Source organism: Pseudarthrobacter sp. MOO13 (assembly GCF_058267655.1).
Window position 1 is genome coordinate 470,173 of record NZ_CM177848.1, and the last position, 23,324, is coordinate 493,496.

Here is a 23,324-nt window from a genome sequence, read left to right on the forward strand (position 1 = left end):
AACTTAATCTGCCTTCTTTGGGTGACCGGTTGTCGTGGCCGGCCCCTAAATCTCGGACCTTAAATGTCGTACCCCCTTGTGATGATGGGTTTATGGGGAAAGCGGCGGTGGTGGGGGCGTTGGCGGATATTCGTGCTGCCCTTGCGGTGTTGGTTGCCGAGGTGGACGGAGCGGGAGCCGAGCCGTTTTCGGTTGCTGATCCGTTGGCTGGGTTGGCGGATGGTTGCCTTGATGTTCTGGTCGGTGTCCGTGAGGTGGAGGCCCGGGTCGCTGGTTTGAGGGCGCGGGCTGCGGTGGCGTTTGCGGATGCTGCGGGTGTTGTGGCGGGGCCGGGGGTGCCGGTGGTGGCGCAGGAGATGGCGGTCGCGGCGGAGGTTGGGTGTGTGCTGGCGCTTGGTCCGCGGGCGGCTGCGGCGTTCCTTGCCACCTCGCAGGCTGTGGTCAAGGGGTTGCCGTTGACCTTGTCGGCGTTGCAGGCGGGGGTGATCTCCTGGCAGCACGCCACGGTGATGGCCGATGAAACGGCCGGGCTTGATGCTGCGGGGGCGGCGGGGTTGGAGGCCCATTTCCTGGACCCTGATGCACCGGATCCGGTGCGGGGGTGTGCGGTGGGGGAGTTGCCGGCGCACCGGTTCCGGGCCAAGGCCAGGGTTTGGCGGGAACGCCGCCATGCCGGGAGCATCGAGAAACGTCACGCCAAGGGGGTGGTGGACCGGCGGGTGGAGTTCCGGCCGGACCGGGACGGGATGGCCTGGCTGGGTGCGTATCTGCCCGCGGACCAGGCAGCAGCGGGGTGGAACCGGCTGACCGCTGTTGCCCGGGGCGTGCAGGGACCCGGCGAGGCCAGGACCCTCACCCAGCTCCGGGCCGATGTGTTTGCCGCAGCGATCCTGAGCAACAGGCTCGCTCCCGGCGGCGCCACAGGAGGCGGTACCGGGGGCGGTGCTGAGGGCGTGGGCGGGGAGTTCGATGCCGGGACCGGGGGCGGCGGCGGGAACGGGTTTGCTGCCTTGAACCGGGTCGGGTCTGGGGCTGGTTTGTCATCTTGGGTCCGGGCGCAGGTGTTGGTGACGGTGCCGGTGTTTTCGTTGCTGGGGTTGACGGATGAGGCGGCGGTGCTGGATGGGTATGGGCCGATTCCGGCTTCGATGGCGCGCCGGTTGGTCGCTGAGGGGGCGGGCTCGTTTTACCGGGTGCTCGTGGATCCGCGGGACGGGGCACCGTTGGAGATTGGCCGGAAGAGTTACCGGGTGGGCAAGGCGATGCGGAACTGGCTCCGGCTCCGGGATGGTAAATGCCCGTTCCCGGGGTGCAGCAACTCCTCACTGGACACGGAGGCCGATCACATCCTGGCCTGGGCCAACGGCGGGACCACCGGAATCAGCAACCTGGGACAGCCCTGCCCGAAACACCACCGCCTCCGGCACACCACCGGCTGGAAACCCACCCCGGCCAGCAAAACCGAACCACCGGGCTGGACCTCACCGGCCGGCCGCCAGTACCACAGCGAACACCAGGACTGGGAACCCACAAAGTGGCCCCATGGATGCCTTGGGGGTGCCGCAGACATTGTCCGCCACCGCGGATCTCCTTGGGAGGATGCCTTGGAGGGGTTCCTGAGCGCCCATTCCTGAGTACCTGGGTGTTTACCGGAGAAGGCGGAGCTGGTTCGGGGTGTCGATATCCTCGCCGCTGGACTGGTCACTGCAATCCACTTCATCTACGAGTTCCGGATGGATACGGAGGAAGATGCGCGCGCCGGCGTCACCGGTCACCGTTGCGGCCACCGAGGCCCGCAGCGACCCGTCGATGAGCAGTGGATGCCCGCGGCGCAGTTCCAATGACTGCCCTCCGTTGCCGCCGTGGCCGGCACTGCCATCCGGGCTGTGGGTGTCCGGCGAGCCGCCGAGCGGGCTGCCGGCGTCCGGAAGGCCACCGAGCTGGCCGCCGTCGGACTCAGGACCGCGGTAGGCTGCAGCCGTGATCCGACCCGGACGGTGGGCGGCCAACAGCCGCCGTACGATCTCAGGGGTCAGCCCTGGCTGGTCCACGAGGGCAATGAGCAGGTGGTCTTCAGGATCCGCGGTGTTGTTACCCAGCAAGAACGAGCTGCCCATGCCGGACTGCCATTCCGGATTGACCACCACGCGGCAGCAAGCGAGGGCGGCGGCAGCCTGCACCTCGGATGCTCCTGCGCCAACGACAACTACCACCTCCCGGCAGCCGCCCTTCAGCAGCTTGCCGGCGAGCACCTCCACCAGGGGCCGCCCCCGGTATGGAAGCAGGGCCTTTGGGCCCAGCCCCAGGCGGGTGCCCGCCCCCGCGGCAAGCAACACCCCCGTCACCCCCACGCCCGGCCCTCCGGATTCCTCAATGTTCTCCATAGCTGCACCCTAGCCAACGCCAAAGCAGTCGGGGCAGCTTCCCCCGGAAACTGCCCCGACTGCCGCCGACGTGGACTTAGGCGTCCCCGCCAGCCCCGCCGGTAGTGCCGGCGTTGACGTCCAGGAGCTTGTACCGGTCCATGGCGTATGACGGGGCGCCCTCCTCAACCTCCCCACGTGCCGCGAGCATCTGCAGCGCTTTGACCACGATGGAGTGGGTGTCGTTTTTGAAGTAGCGGCGGGCTGCTGCGCGGGTGTCGGAGAAGCCGAAGCCGTCGGCGCCGAGGGTGGCGAATTCGTTGGGGACGAATTGCCGGATCTGGTCGGGGACGGCTTTCATGTAGTCGGTGACGGCGACGATGGGGCCGGTGGCTCCCTCGAGTTGCTGGGTGACGAACGGGGTGCGGGCGGGTTGGCCGGGGTTGAGGAAGGCTTCTTCTTCGGCGGCGAGGCCGTCGCGGCGCAGTTCGTTCCAGGAGGTGACGGACCAGACGTCGGCGGAGACGTTCCAGTCGTCGGCGAGGATGCGTTGGGCGTCGATGGCCCAGGGCACGGAGACGCCGGAGGCGAGGATCTGGGTGCGGGGGCTGTTTTCGTTCAGTCCTGCGGCCTTCGCTGGGTTGAGCAGGTAGATGCCCTTGATGAGGCCTTCGATGTCGAGGTTTTCGGGTTCGGCGGGTTGGACGATGGGTTCGTTGTACACGGTGAGGTAGTACATGAGGTTTTTGTCCGTGGAGTCCGGCCCGTACATGCGTTCGAGGCCGGAGCGGATGATGTGTCCGATTTCGTAGCCGTAGGCGGGGTCGTAGGTGAGGACGGCGGGGTTGGTGGAGGCCAGCAGGGGGGAGTGGCCGTCGGCGTGTTGGAGGCCTTCGCCGGTGAGGGTGGTCCGTCCTGCGGTGGCGCCGATGATGAAGCCGCGGGTCATTTGGTCCGCGGCGGCCCAGAAGGCGTCGCCGGTGCGCTGGAAGCCGAACATGGAGTAGAACACGTAGACCGGGACCAGCGACACGCCGTGGGTGGCGTAGGCGGTTCCGGCGGCGGTGAAGGCTGCCACGGCGCCGGCTTCGTTGATGCCGGGGTGGATCAGCTGGCCGGCGGGGGATTCCTTGTAGGCCAGGACGAGGTCGCGGTCCACGGAGAGGTAGTTCTGGCCGCCTGGGTTGTAGATCTTCGCGGTCGGGAAGAACGCGTCCATCCCAAACGTCCGGGATTCATCCGGCACGATGGGCACAATCCGGTCCCCGAACTTCTTGTCGCGGAGCAAATCCTTCAGCAGGCGCACGAATGCCATGGTGGTGGCAGCCTGCTGCTTGCCCGAACCGCGCATGGCAACCTCGTAGGACTTCGGCTCAGGCAGTTCAACCGCCTCATGACGGGAACGGCGCTCCGGAACGGACCCTCCCAGCGCCCTGCGCCGCTCCATCAGGTAGGCAATCTCCGGGGCATCGGGGCCAGGGTGGAAGTAGGGAGGGCGGTAGGGGTCGGCATCCAGTTGTTCATCCGAAATGGGAATGCGCAGGTAATCCCTGAAGTCCTTGAGGTCCTCGACCGTCAGTTTCTTCATCTGGTGGGTCGCGTTGCGGCCCTCGAAGTGTGGTCCGAGTCCGTAGCCTTTGACGGTGTGGGCGAGGATGACGGTGGGTTTGCCCTTGAATTCGGTGGCGGCTTTGTAGGCGGCGTAGACCTTGCGGTAGTCGTGTCCGCCGCGTTTGAGGTTCCAGATCTGGTCGTCGGTGAGGTCCGCGACGAGGTCTTTGGTTTGCGGGGTTTTGCCGAAGAAGTGTTCGCGGACGAAGCCGCCGGATTCGGCTTTGTAGGTCTGGTAGTCGCCGTCGACGGTTTCGTTCATGATTTTCACGAGCGAGCCGTCGGTGTCGCGGGTGAGCAGGTCATCCCATTCCCGGCCCCAGACGACCTTGATGACGTTCCAGCCCGCGCCGCGGAAGAACGCTTCGAGTTCCTGCATGATCTTCCCGTTGCCCCGGACCGGGCCGTCGAGGCGCTGGAGGTTGCAGTTGATCACGAAGTTCAGGTTGTCCAGGTTCTCGTTCGCGGCGAGCTGGAGCAGGCCGCGGGACTCGGGCTCGTCCATTTCCCCGTCGCCCAGGAACGCCCAGACCTGCTGGTCCGAGGTGTCTTTCAGGCCCCGGTTGTGCAGGTAGCGGTTGTTCTGGGCCTGGTAGATCGCGTTCATCGGCCCGATGCCCATGGACACGGTGGGGAATTCCCAGAAGTCCGGCATCAGCCGCGGGTGCGGGTAGGAGGACAGGGCGTGGCCGGCGCGGGACTTTTCCTGCCGGAACCCGTCGAGGTCTTCCTCGGAGAGGCGTCCTTCCATGAACGCCCGGGCGTACATGCCGGGGGAGGCGTGGCCCTGGAAGAAGACCTGGTCCCCGCCGCCGGGGTGGTCCTTGCCGCGGAAGAAGTGGTTGAACCCGACCTCGTACAGGGTCGCGGCCCCGGCGTAGGTGGAGATATGCCCGCCGACGCCGATCTCGGGCCGCTGCGCCCGGTGCACCATGACCGCGGCGTTCCACCGCATGTACGCCCGGTACCGGCGCTCGAATTCCTCATTGCCCGGGAACTCCGCTTCCTGGTCCACCGGGATGGTGTTCACGTAATCGGTGGTGGTCACCATCGGCACCCCGACGCTCTGCGCGCCCGCGCGCTGCAGCAGGCTCCGCATGATGTATTGGGCACGCTCAGTGCCCTGTTCCCTGATCAACGCATCCAGGGACTCAACCCACTCGGCAGTCTCTTCCGGATCACGATCAGGCAGCTGGTTAGTCAACCCGCTGAGGATATGGGAGGTATCTTCTCCTGCAGCCACGGCAGCCTCTTTTCATCGTTGAACGCATCTGCGCATGTTTTCGTATTGTGAGAAAACATTATTGCAATATGAGATTACTGAGGCAGGCCCGGCGGGTCAACGCGACGGCCATCACCTCGCCCTGGATGTCGCCTATCGGCGGCAACCGACCATTTGTGACCGTAGTGCGGTGGCTGCGACGCTTGACCGCCCGTGACCTGGGTCATACTCTTATTTCACTATTCAATATCTCACTTCCGCAATGTGGAATAACAGCAACGACCTCCGGTCGGACTCACCACTCGGAATCGGCCCAAGAATTGAGACCCCCATGCGAACCCCACCATCGGCGGGCGTGGACGCGGACAAGGACCTGACAAAGTCGTCAGCCGGTACTGTCCACCCGTCTGGCACTATCGAAGCCCTCTGCGATTCCGCCAGCGCGGCGTCAGGCACGAGCATCAGCCCCACCCTGTACAACACTGACCTTGCCCCGACCAAGCGCGCCGGCCGCAGCTGGACCAGCTACAGCATCTTTACCCTCTGGGCCAACGACGTGCACAGCCTGGGCAACTACGCATTCGCCATCGGACTCTTCGCCCTTGGGCTGGGTGGATGGCAGATCCTCCTTGCCCTGGGCATCGGGGCTGTACTGCTGTTCGGGCTCCTTACCCTGTCAGGATTCATGGGCGTCAAGACCGGTGTGCCTTTTCCGGTCATGAGCCGGATCAGCTTCGGTATCCGCGGGGCACAGATCGCCAGCCTCCTCCGCGGGGCCGTTGCGGTCGCCTGGTTCGGTATCCAGACGTACCTCGCATCGGTGGTCTTCCGCGTGATGCTCACAGCCATGTTCCCCTCACTTGCAGAGCTGGACAAGGACTCGATCCTGGGCCTGTCCACGCTCGGGTGGATGGCATTCGTGACGCTCTGGGTGGTCCAACTGGTGATCGTCAGCTTCGGCATGGAAATGATCCGCAAGTACGAGGCTTTCGCCGGTCCGGTCATCCTGGCCACCATGGCAGCAATGGCCGTCTGGATTTTCGTGGAAGCCGGAGGCAGCATCGCCTGGGCTTCCAACAAGGCCCTGGAAGGTCCGGAAATGTGGCTCACCATCTTCGCCGGCGGCGCGCTGTGGGTCTCCATCTACGGCACTTTCGTCCTCAACTTCTGCGACTTCACCCGGTCAGCTGTTTCGAAGAAAGCAGTGGTGCGGGGCAACTTCTGGGGCATCCCCATCAACATGCTGGTCTTCGGCGCCATCGTGGTGGTCATGGCCGGCGGACAGTTCAAGATCAACGGGACCATCATCAAGAGCCCGTCCGACATCGTTCAGACCATTCCCAACACGCTGTTCCTGGTCCTCGCCTGCCTTGCGCTGCTGATCCTGACCATCGCAGTGAACCTCATGGCCAACTTCGTGGCCCCCGTCTATGCCCTGACCAACCTGTTCCCCAAGAAACTGAACTTCCGCAAGGCGGCAATGGTCTCCGCCAGCATCGGCCTGGTGATCCTGCCCTGGAACCTCTACAACAACCCGCTGGTCATCGTGTACTTCCTCGGCGGACTCGGGGCGTTGCTCGGCCCGCTGTTCGGCGTGGTCATGGCTGACTACTGGCTGATCAGGCGAGGGAAGGTCAACGTGCCGGAGCTCTACACGGCATCGCCGCAGGGCGCGTACTTCTACAAGAAGGGCGTCAACCCCCGCGCGATCATCGCCATGGTACCGGCAGCCGTCCTTGCCCTGCTGATCGCCTTCGTTCCCGGCCTGGCCGCGGCGGCACCCTTTGCCTGGTTCTTCGCCGCAGGCATCGCCGCCGCGCTGTACTTCTTCATTGCCGACCGCAACCAAGTGCTGGTGGACCACGGCGGCGAGGCCATCGCCGTCGCCAGCACCCACTGAATCCAGCACCCACTGACCCCAGCACCCGGCAAGGGCTGCCACCACCCTGCCCACGAAGGAACTTTCCCATGCGCATCCTCGTCGCGAATGTGAACACCACCCACTCAATGACCGACTCCATCGCGGCCTCCGCACGTGCCGTGGCTTCCCCGGGCACCGAAATCGTTGGCCTCACGCCGCGGTTCGGCGCCGACTCCTGCGAAGGAAACTTCGAGAGCTACCTTGCCGCCATCGCCGTCATGGACGCCGTCACCTCCTACCCCGGGCCGTTCGACGCCGTTATCCAGGCCGGCTACGGGGAACACGGCCGGGAGGGGCTGCAGGAACTGCTGGATGTTCCGGTGGTCGACATCACGGAGGCCGCCGCAAGCACAGCGATGTTCCTCGGCCACAAGTACTCGGTGGTCACTACCCTGGACCGCACGGTTCCGCTAATTGAGGACCGGTTGAAGCTGGCCGGCCTGGATGCCAGGTGCGCGTCGGTCCGTGCCAGCGGCATGGCCGTCCGGGAACTTGAAGTGGAACCGGAACGGGCCGTGGAAGCCATTATCAACGAGGCGCTGCTGGCCGTTACCCGGGACAAAGCGGAAGTGATTGTGCTCGGCTGCGGCGGCATGGCAGGCCTGGACGAGCAGATCCGGCAGCGGGCCGGCGTCCCCGTGGTGGACGGTGTGGCCTCGGCAGTGACCATCGCCGAATCGTTGGTGCGCATGCGCCTGTCCACCTCCAAAGTGCGGACCTTCGCTGCACCGCGGCCAAAGACCGTCATAGGCTGGCCGCTGCACCAGCCGGCCGTTCCGGCGCAGCTTTGAGCCAGGAGAACCGAATGAACACCCCACAGCCCGCCGCCCGCGTCGCCGTCGTCACCGGAGCCGGGTCCGGCATCGGCCGGGAGGTGGCGCGGCAGATGCTGGCCGACGGCTACCGCGTGGCACTTGCCGGGCGGCGGGAGGCGCTGCTGTTGGAAACGGCGGACGGCAGCCCGGACGCCCTGGTGATGCCCTGCGACGTCACCCGGCCCGACGACGTCGAGCGGCTTTTCGAGGCCGTCCGCCAGCAGTGGGGGCGCGTGGACGTCCTGTTCAACAACGCCGGGGTGTTCGGCCCGTCGGCCGGCGTTGACGACATCACCCTCGAAGACTGGAACGCCACGGTGGCCGTGAACCTTACCGGGTCCATGCTGTGCGCGGCCGCTGCGGTCCGGACGATGAAGGCCCAGGAGCCCCAAGGCGGCCGCATCATCAACAACGGGTCCATCTCCGCCCACTCGCCCCGTCCGCGGACCGTCGCCTACACGGTCACCAAGCACGCGATGACCGGGCTGACCAAGAGCATTGACCTGGACGGCCGCGGTTACGGCATCACGTGCGGGCAGATCGATATCGGCAACACCGCCACGGACATCATGGACACCATCGGTGTCGGTTCCGGGGCGCTGCAGGCGGACGGCAGCCGCAAGGTGGAACCGATGTTTCCGGTGGCAGACGCGGCGCGTGCCGTGTTGATGATGGCCAACATGCCGGCATCGGCCAGCGTCGGTTCCGTGGTGCTCACCGCGGCGGGAATGCCGTTTATCGGCCGTGGCTAGACGATATGTAGTAGGAGGTGGCCGGCTTGGGAGGACCACCTGTCGAGCCTCTGGACCCTTCTGGAGGTCCATTGTCGCCGGACCGTTTCCGGAGCGTCCTGCTTTGTGCCGATTCCCGTCGCCGATGCGGATCGGTGGACGCTCCGGATCTAGTTCCGGCGCTGATGGCCCTCTGTCAGAAGGGTCCGGAATATGTGGCCCAGGGGGCTGGAACCTCCTTTTCAAAGCAAGTCGTGGGTTGCCTGCCACACTTGGCGAACAGGTAGAGCCACATTTGAAATTTGGAGGTTCCAGCTATGTTCGAGCGTACAAGCGTCGGCTTGGATGTCCATGCCCGCACTGTTGTTTCATGCGCCCTGGACGCGCAGACCGGCGAAGTCATTTTGCACCGCATGACTCCGGATCGTGGTGAGATTCTCGCCTGGATTCTTTCCCTGCCGTCGCCGGTCAGAGTCGTTTACGAGGCAGGACCAACGGGCTTTGGCCTGGCACGGTTCCTGCTGGCCTCCGGGATCGACACAGTCGTCGCGGCACCATCGAAGCTCCAGCGCCCGTCCGGGGACCGGGTAAAAACTGACGCAAAGGACGCGCTGCATTTGGCCCGGCTCCTGAAGCTGGGTGAGGTCACCGGGGTAAGAATTCCATCGGCGGACCAAGAAGCTGCACGGGATCTGGTCCGTTCCCGGGAAGACGTCCGTGGCGATCTGATGCGTTCCCGGCACCGGATTTCCAAACTGCTGTTGCGCCAAGGCATCGTCTATTCCGGCGGGCAAGCCTGGACTGGCACTCATGAACTCTGGCTGGCACGCCAGCACTTCGAGAACCCGGTCCGGCAGCTGACCTACGAGTCCTCCCTGGAAGCGATGCATGAGATCTCAGACCGCCGGGACCGCCTCGATCAAGCGATCACAGAGATGGCGTATGCGAGCGAGTACACCCCGGTGGTCAGATCACTGCAGTGCCTGCGCGGCGTCTCGACGCTGACCGCGTTTGGACTGGCCGTGGAGATCGGCGACTGGGACCGGTTTACTGGTTCCACGATCGGCGCTTACCTCGGCCTGGTCCCGACTGAGCATTCCTCCGGGCAGTCCCGGTCCCAGGGGTCCATCACGAAGACAGGCAACAGCCACGCGCGCCGCCTGCTTGTGGAGGCCGCATGGCACCACCGCAGGCCCTATAACAACCCGTCCCGGCTCATGCGGTCCAGGTGGGAGGAAGCCACCTCCGAAGCACGAACCCGCGGCCATGCCGGCAATCGGCGCCTGCACGAACGCTGGCTCAGCTACCTCGAACGCCGCAAGCGCCCGGTCATCGCCAACGTCGCCATCGCCCGCGAACTCTCCGGCTGGTGCTGGTCCCTGGCCACAAGCACACCTCCGGCAGCCCGCTCCCCAAGATCGATCGCGTCCGTGCACTGATCAGAGACAGAAAGCCCCCGGGGAAACCCAGTTGGAAGTGGTTCCTTGCAGCGCGTGGAGTAAATCCGCGATACACCTATGGGCAACCAACAACGGCCACGCCCGTCATTGCTAGACCAGCGGTAACCTCCAGCCGAACACTTCGTCCTGCGGTAACCAACCCGCGCATATCAGTCTGACCGCGCAGTCGCCAACGACACGCTGGCCACACCCAACACCTCTTCCCAGGGCACAAAAAGGAAGCGGTCCCAGGCAATCCAGCCCGAGGACCGCTTCCTCACGCTCTTGACAAACGAGACCTACATATCAGGTGTACTGCCAGGCACGCCGGGTCGCCGCGCCGGGGCGGGCGGCCGCCCAGAGCCTAGGATCGGCACATGACCGCAAACAGGGGACTTGCACTTTTCCGCTTCTGGTTCGCGCTGCTGGGGTTCGCCGCGGTGCTGTTCCAGCTGCTGCACCTGATGCAGAACGTGCCGGGGGCCAGCGCCGGAAACTACTTCAGCTACTTCACCATCGAGTCGAACATCATCGCCTTCGTGACCCTGGGGATTGCCGGCTGGTTCGCTTGGAAGGGGGCTAGCCCGCGGTGGCTTGAACTTCTCCGGGGTGCGGCCACCGTGTACATGACCATCACCGGGATCACCTACAGCCTGCTGTTGAGCGATATCGACGTCAACACCCCCATCCCGTGGGTCAATGTGGTGCTCCATTACACGGTCCCCACCGTCATGGTGATCGACTGGCTGGTTGACCTCCCGCGGGTGCGGATTCCGGTCCGGACGTCCCTGGTGTGGTTGGCTTTTCCCCTGCTGTACCTGGTCTACAGCCTGGTTCGGGGTCCCATCGTGGGCTGGTATCCCTATCCGTTCCTGGACCCTCGGACCGCCGGCTACGGCACGGTTGCGGTGATGTCGGTCCTTATTGCCGTGGCCGCTTTTGCCTTCGCCGTGGTGGCGGCGTTGTCCACGAAACTGCAGGACTCGGTCCCCCACCCGGCCCGGATTTCCTCGGCGGAGGCAGCGGAGCCCCGCACCACCGCCCGGGGCAGGCACGCGGGCGACGAGCCCGGGCTAGAGGGGCAGCAGGGACGATAGGTCTGCGCGCAGGCCAGAGGCAGCCACTTTGCCGGCAGCCACTGCGTCCGCCCACGCCACCTGGCCGGTGACCATCCCCAGCCAGGTGGCGGCGTCGCACTCAATGACGTTCGGCGGGGTGCCGCGGGTGTGCCGCGGGCCCTCCACGCACTGGGTGACGCCGAATGGCGGCACGCGCACCTCCACGGAGTTTCCCGGCGCCCGGGCGGTCACTTCCTCCAGGGAGTACCGCACTGCCGTCGCCAGGGCGGCGCGCGGCAGGGGAGCGTCCGACGGCGACTGGGCGGCTTCCAGCCACGCCTTCACTGCTGCTTTGCCTTCGTGGATATCAATACGACGGCGGGCTGTGGCCATGCTTTCAATCTTCCTTTGGCGTCGGCAGGGGGTTTGGTGCTAGTCCAGGAGGGCGGATACCGCGGGGCCCAACCGGATTTTTCCCACTGGCCGGCCGCCCCCGAGTACCGGAGCCACCACTTTTTCCAGGGCGCTGGCGACTCCGGGAATCTCCACGGCCCCGGCGGCGGCGAGCAGGGTGAGGGCCACCAGGGAGGTCGCCCGCACGTTTCCGTCGAGGATCTTGACGGCCACCGAGACTCCTTGCGGCGTGGCCATCGCCAGGACGCCCTCGGCGCCGATCTTGGCGATGATTTCCAGCTCATCCATCACCAGGGTGTTCGCTTCACCCCGGCCTTGCACGGCCCAGGGATAGTCCAGCATGGAGGTGGCGATCGTCGCGGCCCTGGCGCTGAAGCTGTTGTCGCCGGGAGCCTTGGCCAGCTGTGAGTACGCCAGCGCCAGTCCTTTCAACGAAACCGCGGCCACGGGGGCACCGCAGCCGTCGATGCCCAGGTGCGCGATCCGCTCGCCGGTGTATTCCTCGATAACGGTGCGTACGCGCTGCTGCAGGGGGTGGTTGGGTTCCAGGTAGCTGTGCGTGTCCCAGCCGTTCTCGGTGCAGGCCCACAGGAAGGCCGCGTGCTTGCCGGAACAGTTGTAGGCCAGCCGCGACTTGCCCTTTTCGGATCGGACCAGCCAGTTCCGGGCCGTTTCGTCCTCCGGCCATGCTTCGGGGCACTGCAGCTGGTCCTCCCGTACGCCCGCTGCCTTCAGCATGCCGGCCACCACATCCATGTGGTCCAGCGAACCGGTGTGGCTGCCGCACGCTATGGCCACCTGGGCGCCCCGCAGAGGTACACCCGACTGCATGGACGCCAGCGCCTGGAAGGGCTTGAGGGTGGACCGGGCATAGATGGGGGTGTTGATGTCGCCGAGCTCGGTGACCACCGAGCCGTCGGCGGCGACCAGCACCGCGGAGCCGATGTGCCGGGACTCCACGAAGCCGCTGCGTTCAATGACGGCCAGTTCGACGGCGGAGTCAACGGTGAAGGTGGCATGCGGATTGTGCGGCATACTGCCAGTCTATGGGCCGGTCCGCGGATGGCAGGCCACCCGCGGGCCGGTCGCAGGTGGCTATTGGACGGTCACCATCACCGACTGCCAGCCTGACGCACCGTCAGGGACGGGGTCTGCGCGCTGGTCCGTCTGCACCTGCCCGGTACCGTCGGTGGCGCGGACCTTGATGTAGTGCGGGCCCGGCGTGGCATCCCATTCGTAAGACCACTGCCGCCACGTAATGGTGGAGGCTTCCGTGGAGAGGGTCGTCTCGGTCCATTCGCCGTTGTCGATCTGGATCTCAACCTTGGTGATTCCCCGGGTCTGGGCCCAGGCCGTACCGCCAACGGCGACCTTTCCGGCGGGAACCTTGGCGAACGACTTGGGAACCTCCACGCGCGCCATGGTCTTGATCGGGCCGCGTTCGGACCAGCCACGCTCGGTCCAGTAGGCCTTGTTGTCCGCGAACCGGGTGACCTCCAGGTCCACCACCCATTTGGTGGCGGAGACGAACCCGTAGAGCCCCGGGACCACCATCCGCACCGGGTAGCCGTGCTCCAGCGGCAGCGGCTCGCCGTTCATGCCGATCGCCAGCATGGCGTCACGCCCGTCCTGCAGGACCTCCAGGGGTGTGGAGGCGCTGAAGCCGTCGATGGACGTGGACAGCACCATGTCCGCCCCGTCCTTGGGCTTGGCCCGGGCCAGGACGTCGCGGATGGGCAGGCCCAGCCATTTGGCATTTCCGGCGAGGTTGCCGCCCACGGGGTTGGAGACGCAGGTGAGGGTGACGTGTGATTCGATCAGGCTGGCATCCAGCAGGTCCTGGAATGTGAGGGTGACTTCCTGCTCCACGAGGCCGTGGACGCGCAATTCCCAGTCGTTGACGTTGATTTCCGGAACGCTCAGCGCAGTGTCGATCCGGTAGAAGTCGGCGTTGTCCGTCAACCATGGCGTGACGCCAGGGACGGGCGACTGCACGCCGGCGGGAACCGCTGCTGCGGCTTTGGCCGGCGCCGGCAGCGTGAGCGCCTCGCGGGCCTTGGCCACGTTGTTGCGCGCCGCGCCCAGCAACCGTCCGCCGGTTGCGGCGATGCCGGCGGCCACCGCGGTGATCCCTGCCGCAGCGAAGAAACGACGACGGCTGGCGCCTTCGTTCCCCGGCCGGGCATCGGCGTCGGCTGCCTGGTCCGCCGGAGATTCGGGCCATGGCTTGCTTTCCTTCAGCCGCCAGAGCGGTGCCACCAGCAGGCGGAGGGCCACCAGGCCGGCCACCGTGCCCAGTACGGACGGGATGGCGTCAACTCCGCTGACGCCTGCACGAGTCACGACACACGCAACGATCACCGCGCCCATGAACAGGACGCCCAGGACGCCCAGGACCCATTTCCGGTAGGCCACGATGCCCAGGACGCAGGCGAGCACCGCGATGGTCAGCCCCATGCCCACGAACAGGGCAGTCTTGTCGTTGGTGCCGAAGGTGGCAATCGCAAAGTCCTTCAGCCGGGGCGGCGTGAAGTCAATGAAGGTGGACCCCAGTGCGAACAGCGGTGTTGCCCTGGCGGTGAAAAATGCGCCGAGGAGCTCCGCAACGGCAAGTACGACGGCGGCTGCCACCACACCTGCCAGGGCAGCCAGGGCGGAGGGGCCGGTCAAGCGGTTCCGAAGCTTTGTCATGGTGGTGGTTCGGAGCGGCGGGTGGTCCGGATTGACCGGCAGGGCCGGCAAGGTCACAGCTTAGGAGCGGGAAGGGTGCACAAAGTACCCTTGGAGACTGTGAAGGTACTCGTCATTGGCCCCGGAGGCCGCGAACACGCCATTGTCCGCTCCCTGCTTGCCGACCCCAACGTGTCCGAAGTCCACGCGGCGCCCGGCAATGCCGGTATCAGCAAGCTGGTACCCACCTACAACATCAACGGCAACGATCCCCAGGCTGTTGCCGAGCTGGCCGCCCGGCTCACGGTCGACCTCGTGGTGGTGGGCCCCGAAGCTCCGCTGGCCGCAGGTGTGTCCGATGCCGTCCGCGCCGCCGGCATTCCCGTATTCGGGCCCAGCAAGGCAGCAGCCCAGCTGGAGGCATCGAAAGCGTTCGCCAAGGAGGTCATGGCGGAGGCAGGCGTTCCCACCGCCATGGCCATGGTGGCCACCAACGCCGAAGAGGCAGCGTCAGCGCTGGACACCTTCGGCGCTCCGTACGTGGTGAAGGACGACGGCCTGGCCGCCGGCAAGGGCGTGGTGGTCACCAGGAACCGGGACGAAGCCCTGGCCCACGCCCAATCGTGCTTCGACGCCGGCGGATCCGTGGTGATCGAGGAGTTCCTGGACGGCCCCGAGGTTTCCCTCTTTGTCCTCTGCGACGGGCAGAACACCGTGGCACTCTCACCCGCCCAGGATTTCAAGCGCATCTTCGACAACGACGAAGGCCCCAACACGGGCGGCATGGGCGCCTACACACCGCTCGAGTGGGCCCCCGAGGGCCTGGTGCAGGAAGTCCTTGACCGGGTGGCGCAGCCCACCGTGAACGAGATGGCGCGCCGCGGCACTCCCTTCGTGGGCGTGCTCTTTGTCGGGCTCGCGCTCACGTCCCGCGGAACCCGCGTCATCGAATTCAACGTCCGTTTCGGCGACCCCGAGACGCAAGCGGTCCTCGCCCGGCTCAAGACCCCCCTGGGGGCGTTGCTCATGGCAGCCGCCAAGGGCGAACTGGACAAAGCGGAAGAGCTGCGCTGGTCCAAGGACGCCGCCGTCGCTGTCGTCGTGGCCTCGGAAAACTACCCTGACACGCCCCGCACCGGTGACCGCATCCGCGGGCTCAAGAAAGTGGACGCCCTCGACGGCGTGCACGTCATCCACGCCGGCACCGCCCTGGACGACGAGGGCAAGGTGGTCTCCGCCGGCGGCCGCGTCCTGGCCGTCGTCGCCCTGGGCAGTGACCTGGTGGAGGCCCGGGAAAGGGCCTACGACGGCGTTGAGCTGGTCCAGCTTGAAGGCTCCCAGTACCGCAGCGACATTGCCCGCAAGGCAGCCCGCGGGGAAATCAAGGTGCCGTACGGTGCCACCGGATCGCTGCCCGTAGTGAAAGCGAAGGCCTGACATGAGTGGAACTCCCGAGAACCGTGGCTACGCCGCGGACACCCTGGAACTGGAGGGGTGGACGCACGTCTACTCCGGCAAGGTCCGCGACCTTTACGAACCCGCCGACGAGTCGATCGTGCAACGCCTGGGCCAGGATTGCGTCCTGGTGGTGGCCAGCGACCGCATCAGCGCCTTTGACCATGTGCTCTCCAGCGAGATCCCGGACAAAGGCCGCATCCTTACCCAGCTGAGCCTCTGGTGGTTCGACCAGCTGGGCGTCGAGCACCATGTGCTCGGGTCCACGGTGGAAGACGGCGTGCCCGCGGAGGTGGAAGGCCGGGCCATGATCTGCAAGAAGCTGGACATGTTCCCGGTGGAGTGCATTGCCCGCGGCTACCTCACGGGTTCAGGACTGCTGGAGTACAAGGCCTCCGGGACAGTGTGCGATATCCCGCTCCCGGAGGGGCTGGTGGACGGCTCCCGGCTGGAGCACGCCATCTTCACCCCATCCGCCAAGGCACTGATCGGTGAGCACGACGAGAACATCACCTACGACGCCGTGGTGGCGCTCGTGGGGGATGACATCGCTGCCCGCCTGAGCGAGCTGACCCTGAAGATCTACACCACGGCGGAGAAGATCGCACGTGAACGCGGCATCATCCTCGCGGACACCAAGGTGGAATTCGGCTACGACGCCGTGTCCGGGTCCATCACCCTGGGCGATGAGGTGCTGACCCCCGATTCTTCCCGTTTCTGGGACGCTGCAACCTACAAACCCGGACAGGCCCAGCCTTCCTACGACAAACAGTACGTGCGGGACTGGCTGACTTCTGCCGCCTCCGGCTGGGACCGGTCATCCGACACCCCGCCGCCGGCGCTGCCTGCCGACGTGGTGGAACGCACCCGCAGCCGGTATGTCGAAGCGTACGAGAAGATCACCGGAAAGACATTCGCCTGAGACCCGGCCACGCCAGGTGGACCCGCCACGGCGGGTTCACCTGGCTTGCTTCAGCTGGCTTTCGCGGCCGCGGCCGCGCGCCTCTGGGCCAGCTTGATTTCAAGGATCGCGTCCAAGGCCTGCTGGACCCTGTCCTGGGCGCCTGCCGCGGCAAAGGCCTTCTGGGCTTCCTCCAGGTGCACCAGGGCTTCCTCGGTGTCACCGGCAGCCTTGAGCGACTTGCCCAGGAGGAGCGAGACCTCACCAGCCGTGTGCTTGGCGAGGCTGGCGCGCTCGGCGTGGATTTCGCGGAGTTTCTCGACGGCGGCCACAATGTCCCCGGTGAGGTACAGCCAGCGGGCGCGAATGAACGCTACCTCCAGCTGGTCTGACTTGTTGCCTCCCACGATTGACAGCGCCAGTTCAGCACGTTCGATCGCAGACAGCGTTTCCGGCTCAACGATGCCGGAGGAGAGGCGGACCGCCGCGGACGCCTTGTTGAACCGGGCCCACAGCCCGATGTCATTGGCGGGGGAGAGCAGGCGCGCCGCACGCTCGTGGTGCTTCACGCCCTCGGCGTAGTCGTGCCGCATGAAGGCGACGTTACCCACCACCCAGGCCACCTCGCCGGCGAGCTGGCTCATGGACAGTTCGTCCACGTGCTCGATCATGGCCTGGCAATACCCCCAGGCTTCATCGAGCCGTCCGCTCTCGGCCAGTGCCCCGATGAGGGCGTGGTGGGCATTGATGATGAGGGTTGATCCCTTGGGGAGCTGCTTGCACAGGTCCACGGCCTGGATTCCCTGGTCCACGGCGAGGCTCAGCTGGCCTTGGCCCTGGTAGATGCCGGCCAGCATCTGGTGTGCCCGGACGGCAAGTCCTGCCGATTCCCTGGCCATGGGATGTTCCAGCAGGTGCTCCATGATCTTTTGGGCTTCGCGCCAGTTGCCCTGCTTGATCAGGCACTCGGCCTGCATGTACGTCATGTTCCACCACGCACTGGTGTTCCGCCCCTCCAGGGCGATCTTTGCGGCCGAGGCCGCGTGGCTTGCCGCCAAGGGATAGTCGCGCAGGTCCCACGCCTGCCGGGCGTAGAGGCCGGCGAGTACATACTCGGCGTCGCTGACGGAAATGGGCTGGCTCCATGCCTCCAGGGCTTTCGGTGCCAGCTCCAACCGGCGCGCCAGTTCCTCGATGACTTCCGCCGTCGGTTCGCGGCGGCCCGTTTCAAGCAGCGAGATGTAGCTGGGTGAGTACAGGTCCTTGCCCAGTTCGGCCTGCGTCAGTCCACGCTCAAGGCGCTCCGCGCGGAGCTTTTCTCCGAACCCGTTGCCCACGCGTATCCTCCTCTTTTGGACAAGTGGGGCTGACGGATGCTTGACAGCCCCTGTGGAAAATATTTTACAATGTGTGTCAACAAGGACAGTGCTGGCTTTGTAACGAATCCGACTCGTATTGAGGAACTTATATGTTGAAGAAGATCGCAACCGCGGCCGTCCTGGCCGGGGCCCTGGCTTTTTCCGCGGCAGCTCCGGCTGTCCTGGCCTCAGGCTCCGTCGCCGATAATTCGAGTACGTCTGTAGCAGTAGGCAACTGGCCTGACCCCGCCTCCGCAAAGGTGAAGAAGGATAAGGCCACCAGCACTACCTACACCACGTACGTGGGCAACTGGCCTGATCCCGCATAAACAGCTTCCTCACCCAGGAGGCGAGGATGGCCCCGGAGCAACAGCTCCGGGGCCATTCCTTTTAACCGGGTGGTGGCGTTAAGGCGGCGGGAGTGTCCGGCGGGGCGTCACCAAATAGAGACGCAAAAAGAGGGCCTCCGGTGGAGACCCTCTTTCCGTTATGGTCGGGATGACAGGATTTGAACCTGCGACCTCTTCGTCCCGAACGAAGCGCGCTACCAAGCTGCGCTACATCCCGATCCGCTGCAAAAGCAACTTTACAAGGATAGCCGATGGCGGGGCCCGATGCGAAATCCGGCCGCCGGTGGGCCTGGGCGGCGGCCTAGACCAAGGAATCCTTCCAAGCCCCGTGCAGGTCCGCGAAGCGGCCGCCGCCGCCGATCAGATCCTCCGGGGTGCCGTCCTCCACGATCCGGCCGTCGTGCACCACCAGTACCCTGTCAGCTGTCTCGACGGTGGACAGCCGGTGCGCGATGATCAGTGCCGTCCTGCGCGCCGCCTCCGTCCCGGCGAGCAGGCGGGCCAGCCCGGCCTGCACAAGCCTTTCAGAGGGGATGTCCAGGGAGGAGGTGGCCTCATCCAGGATCAGTACTGCCGGCCGCGCCAGGAAGGCCCTGGCGAAGCTGATCAACTGCCGCTGCCCGGAGGAGACCCTGCCGCCGCGCTTGTTGACGTCGGTGTCGTAGCCCTCGGGGAGTTCCAGGATGAAGTCGTGCGCCCCAACGGCCTTGGCAGCTTCCTCAATCTCGGCACGTGTCGCTTCCGGCCGGCCCAGTGCGATGTTGTCCGCCACCGAACCGCTGAACAGGAAGGCTTCCTGGGTGACCATGACGATGTTCCGGCGGAGGTCGGTGGTGGCAAGGTCGCGGAGGTCCACGCCGTCCAGGGTCAGGTGTCCCGAGCTGACGTCGTAGAACCGGGCGATGAGTTTGGCCAGGGTGGACTTGCCGGCGCCGGTCTGTCCCACCAGGGCGACCGTTTGCCCGGCCGGGATATGCAGGTTCAGGCGGGGCACCACCACCGGTCCGTCGCCGTAGCGGAACTCGACGTCCTTGAAGTCGATGCGCCCGGTGGCGTCGGGAAGCGGGACAGGGTTCTTCGGCGGCCGGACCGTGGGTACTTCCTCGAGGAGCCCGGACACCTTTTCGAGGGCTGCCTGCGCGCTCTGGAACGAGTTGTAGAACATGGCCATCTGGTCCACGGGCTGGAAGAACCGCTTGGTGGAGAGGATGAGGGCCAGGAGGACGCCGACGGCCAGGTCGCCGCCCAGCACCCGGAAGCCGCCGAACAGCAGCACCACTGCCACGCAGACGTTGCCGATCAGCACCAGCCCGGGCTGGAAGATGCCGTTCAGGTTGATGGACCGGACCGTGACCAGGCGGTAGTCCTCGGCGAGGTTGCCGTAGGTTTCGGAGTTTTCCTTTTCCTTGCGGAAGGCCTTGACAGCGCGGATTCCGGTCATGGTTTCGACGAAGTGCACGATCAGCCGGGCGGAAACCACCCGTGATTCCCGGAAGGCGATTTGGGAATGCTTCTGGTACCAGCGGGCCAGGAAGAACATGGGCACCCCGGCGGCCAGCACCAGCAGGCCGCTGCGCCAGTCCAGGGCGAAGATCGTGGCGGCGGTGAACGCCATGAAGAGCATCCCGGAAGCCAGCGAGCTGACGCCGGAATCGAGGAGTTCGCGTAACGCCTCCAGGTCCGACGTCTGGCGGGCAATGATCCGGCCGGACGTGTACCGTTCATGGAATTCCAGGCTGAGCCGCTGGGTGTGCCGGAAGACCCGGACGCGCAGGTCCAGCAGCATTGCCTGGCTGAGCCGTGCCGTGGAGGTGACGTACAGGGCGGTGAGGCCCGCCGTCGCGATGGCCGCCAGCAGGTAGGCGACGCCGGTGAACACCAGCGGGAGGTTGTCACCTGACCGGAGGGCCGGGAGGGCGTGGTCGATGCCGAAAGCGATCAGTGCCGGGCCGGCCACCCGGGCTGCCTGGGAAAGGACCACCATGGCGATGGTCAGCCAGAAGCGCACCCGTACCGGCCGGATCAGGGACCCGAGCAGGGCGATCGACCGGCGCCGGACCGCCTTGCTGTCGCTCTTGCTGAGGTGGGCGTTGTCCTCGTTGGCGGTGCCGAATGTTGCCGTGCTCATCGGGTCACTTCCTCTGCCTGGTCCTCAAGGGCGGACAGTTCGGAGTCAAGGTCGCGCGGTTCACGCTCCAGGCTGGCGATGACGTACCGGTAATGCTGGTTGCCGGCCAGCAGTTCCGTGTGAGTGCCCACGGCGGTGATACGGCCGTCTTCCAGCAGCGCCACCCGGTCGGCCAGCGCCACGGTGGACGGCCGGTGCGCCACGATCAGGGTGGTGGTGTCCTTGAGCACCTCGCGGAGGCGGGCCTCCACGAGTTCTTCGGTGTGGACGTCCAGAGCCGAGAGGGGATCATCCAGGACCAGGACACGGGGACGGGCGGCGATGGCACGTGCCAGGGCAATGCGCTGGCGCTGGCCGCCGGACAGGCTAAGCCCTTCCTCGCCGATCAGCGTGTCCACGCCCTGCGGCAGGGAATAGGAGAAATGCGCCTGCGCCACGTCCAAGGCCTCCTCCAGGATCTCCTCGGAACGCACCGGCGCGCCAAGGAGGACGTTGTCCCGGACGGAACTGGAGAACAGCGTGGTGTCCTCGAAGGCCACCCCGACAATCCTGCGCAGTTCCTCGACGTCAAAGTCGCGGATGTCCACTCCATCGATGCTGATGGCGCCGGCCGTGACGTCGTAGAGACGGGGGACCAGCTGGATGAGCGCGCTCTTGCCGCTGCCGGTGATGCCCACCAAAGCCATGGTTTCGCCGGGCCGCACCTCGAGGTTGATGTCCTTGAGGATCGGCTTGTCCGGGGCGTCCTCGAAGGCGAAGGTTGCGTTGTCGAAGCGCAGTGCGCCCGCGAGTTCGTCCGGGCGGCGCGGCTCGGCGGGGCTGGTGATGGTGTTCTGCGTATCCATCACCTCGTAGTGGCGGTCGACGGCGGTCTTCGCCGTGAGTGCCATGGCCAGCAGCATGCCGGAAAATTCCACCGGCGAGGCGATGACGGCGGCCGTTGCGAAGAACGCCACCAGGGAGCCGATGCTCAGCTGGCCGCCGGCACACAACATAACGCCCACCACCAGGCCGGTTCCGAGCGCGAGTTCGGGGAGCAGGGTGACCACCATGGTGAAGGTGGCCTGGTGGCGGGCCTTCTCGATTTCGGTCTGGCGCAGTTCCTCGGCTTGTTCGTTGAAGTTCTCGAGGGCTTCCCGGCTGCGGCCAAACGCCTTGAGCACGCGGATGCCGTGGACCGATTCCTCCACCGTGGTGGCGAGGTCGCCGGCCTGGTCCTGGCTGCGCCGGGCCACCTTGCTGAACCGGGTGCGGAACCGGAAGCTGTTGATGGTGATGGGTACGGCGGCGGCGAGGAAGATCAGCGCCAGCTGCCAGCTCATGGCGAACATGGCCACGATCCCGATAATCACCGTGAGGGTGGTGACCACCAGCATGATGGCGCCGAAGGCCATCCACCGGCGCAGGAAGTTCAGGTCTGTCATGGCCCTGGACAGCAGCTGGCCGGAACCCCAGCGGTCGTGGAAGGAGACGGTCAGTTCCTGCAGGTGGTCGTAGAGCGAGACCCGCATCCTGGTTTCCACCGTCGTGGCAGGGTTGATGACGAACTGCCGGCGGAGCGCCACCAGGCCGGCTTCGGCGACGCCCAGCACCAGGATGACACCTGCGGAAATCCACACCCCGTCCGCACTGGCCCCCGGCTGCAGCGCCGTGTTGACCAGGACACGCAGCACCTGGGGGATGGTCAGGGCAACGATACTTGCCGCCAGCGCACAGAGAAGCCCCAGCAAAAGCCGGGGGATGATGGGCCGGACGTGCGGATAAAGACGGCTGATTGATCTGAAAAATGGAGTCTGCTTGGCCATGCCCGCTTCTCAAGCTCTAAAACGAATGTAGTTTCCTCTAGCAACTACCCTATGCCATGGCGTGAGACGATTCACAGGGGTTGCCGCCGGGGCGCCAGGCTTGCCCAGTTATTGCAGTCCGTAATGGGAGGGTCAGCCGCGGGAGGTCAGCGTCAGCAGGACTGCCTCAGGCTTGCAGGCGATCCTTACCGGGGCGAAGCGTGAGGTGCCGATGCCACCGGAGACGTTGACCGGCGTCGTACGCCCGTTGCTGGTCCAGTCGTTGAGGCCCTTTGCGCGCCACGTGGGGAGGTCGCAGTTGGCGACGACGGCACCATACCCGGGGATGCAGAGCTGGCCGCCATGCGTATGGCCGGCGAGCAGGAGGTCGGCGCCGCTTTCCGTGAAGTGGTCCAGTACCCGCTGGTACGGGGCATGGATGACCGCCACCTTGAGATGGTCGTTGGCGTCCTGGTTGACCGTGCCGCGCGGCCAGCCGGCGTAGCGCTCGCGGTTCAGGTGCGGGTCATCCACGCCGGAGAAGTCGAAGCGCATGCCGTTCAGGATCAGCGACTGGTGGCGGTTGGTCAGGTCCACCCAGCCACCCATGCCGAACCCGGAACGAAGGCGGGGCCAATCCAGGGGGGTGGGCTTCGGCGCGGCCTTGGAGGGTCCCAACAGGTAGGACGCGGGGTTCTTGAATGTGGGGGCGAAGTAGTCGTTGGAGCCCGGTACGAAGACGCCGGGAAACTGCAGCAAGGGCCGAAGCGCGGCCAGGAGGGGATCCACTGCCTTGACATGGCTGAGGTTGTCGCCCGTATTCACCACCAGGTCGGGCTGCAGGTCCGCCAAGGAGGCGAGCCACTGGGCCTTCTTCTGTTGGCCGGGCACGAAGTGGATGTCGCTCAGGTGCAGGATACGGAACGGGTTGCGTCCGGGCGGGAGGATGGCCAGGGTTTCCTCGCGAAGGACGAACTGGTTCTTCTCCCACAAGCCGTAGCCGAAGGCCGCCATCCCGGCCGCAGTTCCGGCCCCTGCGGCAACGGCAAAGCCGCGCCCGATTGAACGGGCGCGGCTTGCCAGGCTGTCGATGCTCATGCGCGC

18 protein-coding genes and 1 tRNA gene are annotated in these 23,324 nt (G+C 65.8%); 9 read left to right on the top strand and 10 right to left on the bottom strand.

Translation table 11 applies throughout. The annotated features are described in order from the left end of the window. Positions 1-92: 92 nt before the first annotated feature. Positions 93-1,634, top strand: a complete 1,542-nt coding sequence (locus AC4EEO_RS02155) for an HNH endonuclease signature motif containing protein (RefSeq protein WP_491339769.1) — start codon at positions 93-95, stop codon at positions 1,632-1,634. Positions 1,635-1,646: 12 nt separating this feature from the next. Here AC4EEO_RS02155 and AC4EEO_RS02160 read toward each other — a convergent pair whose 3' ends face one another. Together AC4EEO_RS02160 and aceE are read right to left on the bottom strand one after the other, a co-directional pair. After that, positions 1,647-2,384: a nucleotidyltransferase family protein gene (locus AC4EEO_RS02160; protein WP_491330596.1), complete on the bottom strand. Its 738-nt coding sequence runs from the start codon at positions 2,382-2,384 to the stop codon at positions 1,647-1,649. A gap of 76 nt (positions 2,385-2,460) precedes the next feature. Then, entirely contained in the window at positions 2,461-5,217 is a 2,757-nt protein-coding gene (aceE, locus tag AC4EEO_RS02165; RefSeq protein WP_491339770.1) for a pyruvate dehydrogenase (acetyl-transferring), homodimeric type, read from the bottom strand. A gap of 310 nt (positions 5,218-5,527) precedes the next feature. Between aceE and AC4EEO_RS02170 the strand changes: the two genes are divergently transcribed. The 5 genes from AC4EEO_RS02170 (at position 5,528) to AC4EEO_RS02190 (ending at position 11,199) form a co-directional block, all read left to right on the top strand. After that, positions 5,528-7,096, top strand: a complete 1,569-nt coding sequence (locus tag AC4EEO_RS02170) for an NCS1 family nucleobase:cation symporter-1 (RefSeq protein WP_491339771.1) — start codon at positions 5,528-5,530, stop codon at positions 7,094-7,096. A 68-nt stretch (positions 7,097-7,164) separates the two neighbouring features. After that, entirely contained in the window at positions 7,165-7,908 is a 744-nt protein-coding gene (locus AC4EEO_RS02175) for an aspartate/glutamate racemase family protein (protein ID WP_491339772.1), read from the top strand. A gap of 14 nt (positions 7,909-7,922) precedes the next feature. Then, the gene (locus AC4EEO_RS02180) at positions 7,923-8,684 is read left to right on the top strand and encodes an SDR family oxidoreductase (RefSeq protein ID WP_018761873.1); all 762 of its coding nucleotides are present in this window, start codon (positions 7,923-7,925) and stop codon (positions 8,682-8,684) included. A 296-nt stretch (positions 8,685-8,980) separates the two neighbouring features. Continuing rightward, positions 8,981-10,102, top strand: a complete 1,122-nt coding sequence (locus AC4EEO_RS02185) for an IS110 family RNA-guided transposase (RefSeq protein WP_491329093.1) — start codon at positions 8,981-8,983, stop codon at positions 10,100-10,102. A 377-nt stretch (positions 10,103-10,479) separates the two neighbouring features. After that, positions 10,480-11,199, top strand: coding sequence for a Pr6Pr family membrane protein (locus AC4EEO_RS02190; protein WP_109045142.1), 720 nt, complete (start codon positions 10,480-10,482; stop codon positions 11,197-11,199). Here AC4EEO_RS02190 and AC4EEO_RS02195 read toward each other — a convergent pair. Genes AC4EEO_RS02195 through AC4EEO_RS02205 form a run of 3 tightly spaced genes read right to left on the bottom strand, consistent with a single transcriptional unit; the run spans position 11,176 to position 14,265 of the window. Then, positions 11,176-11,553 (bottom strand): sterol carrier family protein, encoded by a 378-nt coding sequence (locus AC4EEO_RS02195; RefSeq protein WP_018761871.1) that lies wholly within the window; start codon positions 11,551-11,553, stop codon positions 11,176-11,178. The two genes, AC4EEO_RS02190 and AC4EEO_RS02195, sit on opposite strands and share 24 nt — an antisense overlap. 39 nt (positions 11,554-11,592) lie before the next feature. Continuing rightward, entirely contained in the window at positions 11,593-12,609 is a 1,017-nt protein-coding gene (locus AC4EEO_RS02200; protein ID WP_133830636.1) for an asparaginase, read from the bottom strand. Between the two features lie 60 nt (positions 12,610-12,669). Beyond that, positions 12,670-14,265, bottom strand: coding sequence for a molybdopterin-dependent oxidoreductase (locus tag AC4EEO_RS02205; protein WP_133830682.1), 1,596 nt, complete (start codon positions 14,263-14,265; stop codon positions 12,670-12,672). 99 nt (positions 14,266-14,364) lie between these two features. Here AC4EEO_RS02205 and purD point away from each other — a divergent pair, with 99 nt between their 5' ends. Both purD and AC4EEO_RS02215 read left to right on the top strand, forming a co-directional pair. Beyond that, positions 14,365-15,681, top strand: a complete 1,317-nt coding sequence (gene purD / locus AC4EEO_RS02210) for a phosphoribosylamine--glycine ligase (RefSeq protein ID WP_133830681.1) — start codon at positions 14,365-14,367, stop codon at positions 15,679-15,681. 1 nt (position 15,682) lies between these two features. Then, entirely contained in the window at positions 15,683-16,621 is a 939-nt protein-coding gene (locus AC4EEO_RS02215) for a phosphoribosylaminoimidazolesuccinocarboxamide synthase (protein ID WP_491330592.1), read from the top strand. Between the two features lie 50 nt (positions 16,622-16,671). Here the strand turns inward: AC4EEO_RS02215 and AC4EEO_RS02220 are convergent, their stop codons facing one another. Next, entirely contained in the window at positions 16,672-17,937 is a 1,266-nt protein-coding gene (locus AC4EEO_RS02220; RefSeq protein ID WP_491339773.1) for a helix-turn-helix domain-containing protein, read from the bottom strand. Between the two features lie 131 nt (positions 17,938-18,068). Here AC4EEO_RS02220 and AC4EEO_RS02225 point away from each other — a divergent pair, with 131 nt between their 5' ends. Continuing rightward, entirely contained in the window at positions 18,069-18,287 is a 219-nt protein-coding gene (locus AC4EEO_RS02225) for a hypothetical protein (protein ID WP_018761865.1), read from the top strand. A 161-nt stretch (positions 18,288-18,448) separates the two neighbouring features. Here AC4EEO_RS02225 and AC4EEO_RS02230 read toward each other — a convergent pair. The 4 genes from AC4EEO_RS02230 to AC4EEO_RS02245 all read right to left on the bottom strand — a co-directional run bounded on the left by AC4EEO_RS02230 (position 18,449) and on the right by AC4EEO_RS02245 (position 23,318). Then, positions 18,449-18,525, bottom strand: a tRNA-Pro gene (locus AC4EEO_RS02230). Between the two features lie 84 nt (positions 18,526-18,609). Further along, positions 18,610-20,436 carry an ABC transporter ATP-binding protein gene (locus AC4EEO_RS02235; protein ID WP_491339774.1) on the bottom strand — a complete coding sequence of 609 codons (1,827 nt, stop codon included), beginning with the start codon at positions 20,434-20,436 and terminating at the stop codon, positions 18,610-18,612. Then, the gene (locus tag AC4EEO_RS02240; protein ID WP_285246955.1) at positions 20,433-22,241 is read right to left on the bottom strand and encodes an ABC transporter ATP-binding protein; all 1,809 of its coding nucleotides are present in this window, start codon (positions 22,239-22,241) and stop codon (positions 20,433-20,435) included. Before AC4EEO_RS02240 ends, AC4EEO_RS02235 begins: the two co-directional genes overlap by 4 nt. A gap of 132 nt (positions 22,242-22,373) precedes the next feature. Beyond that, on the bottom strand, positions 22,374-23,318 hold the full coding sequence (locus tag AC4EEO_RS02245) for a metallophosphoesterase (protein WP_109045147.1): 945 nt from the start codon (positions 23,316-23,318) through the stop codon (positions 22,374-22,376). Between the last annotated feature and the right edge of the window lie 6 nt (positions 23,319-23,324).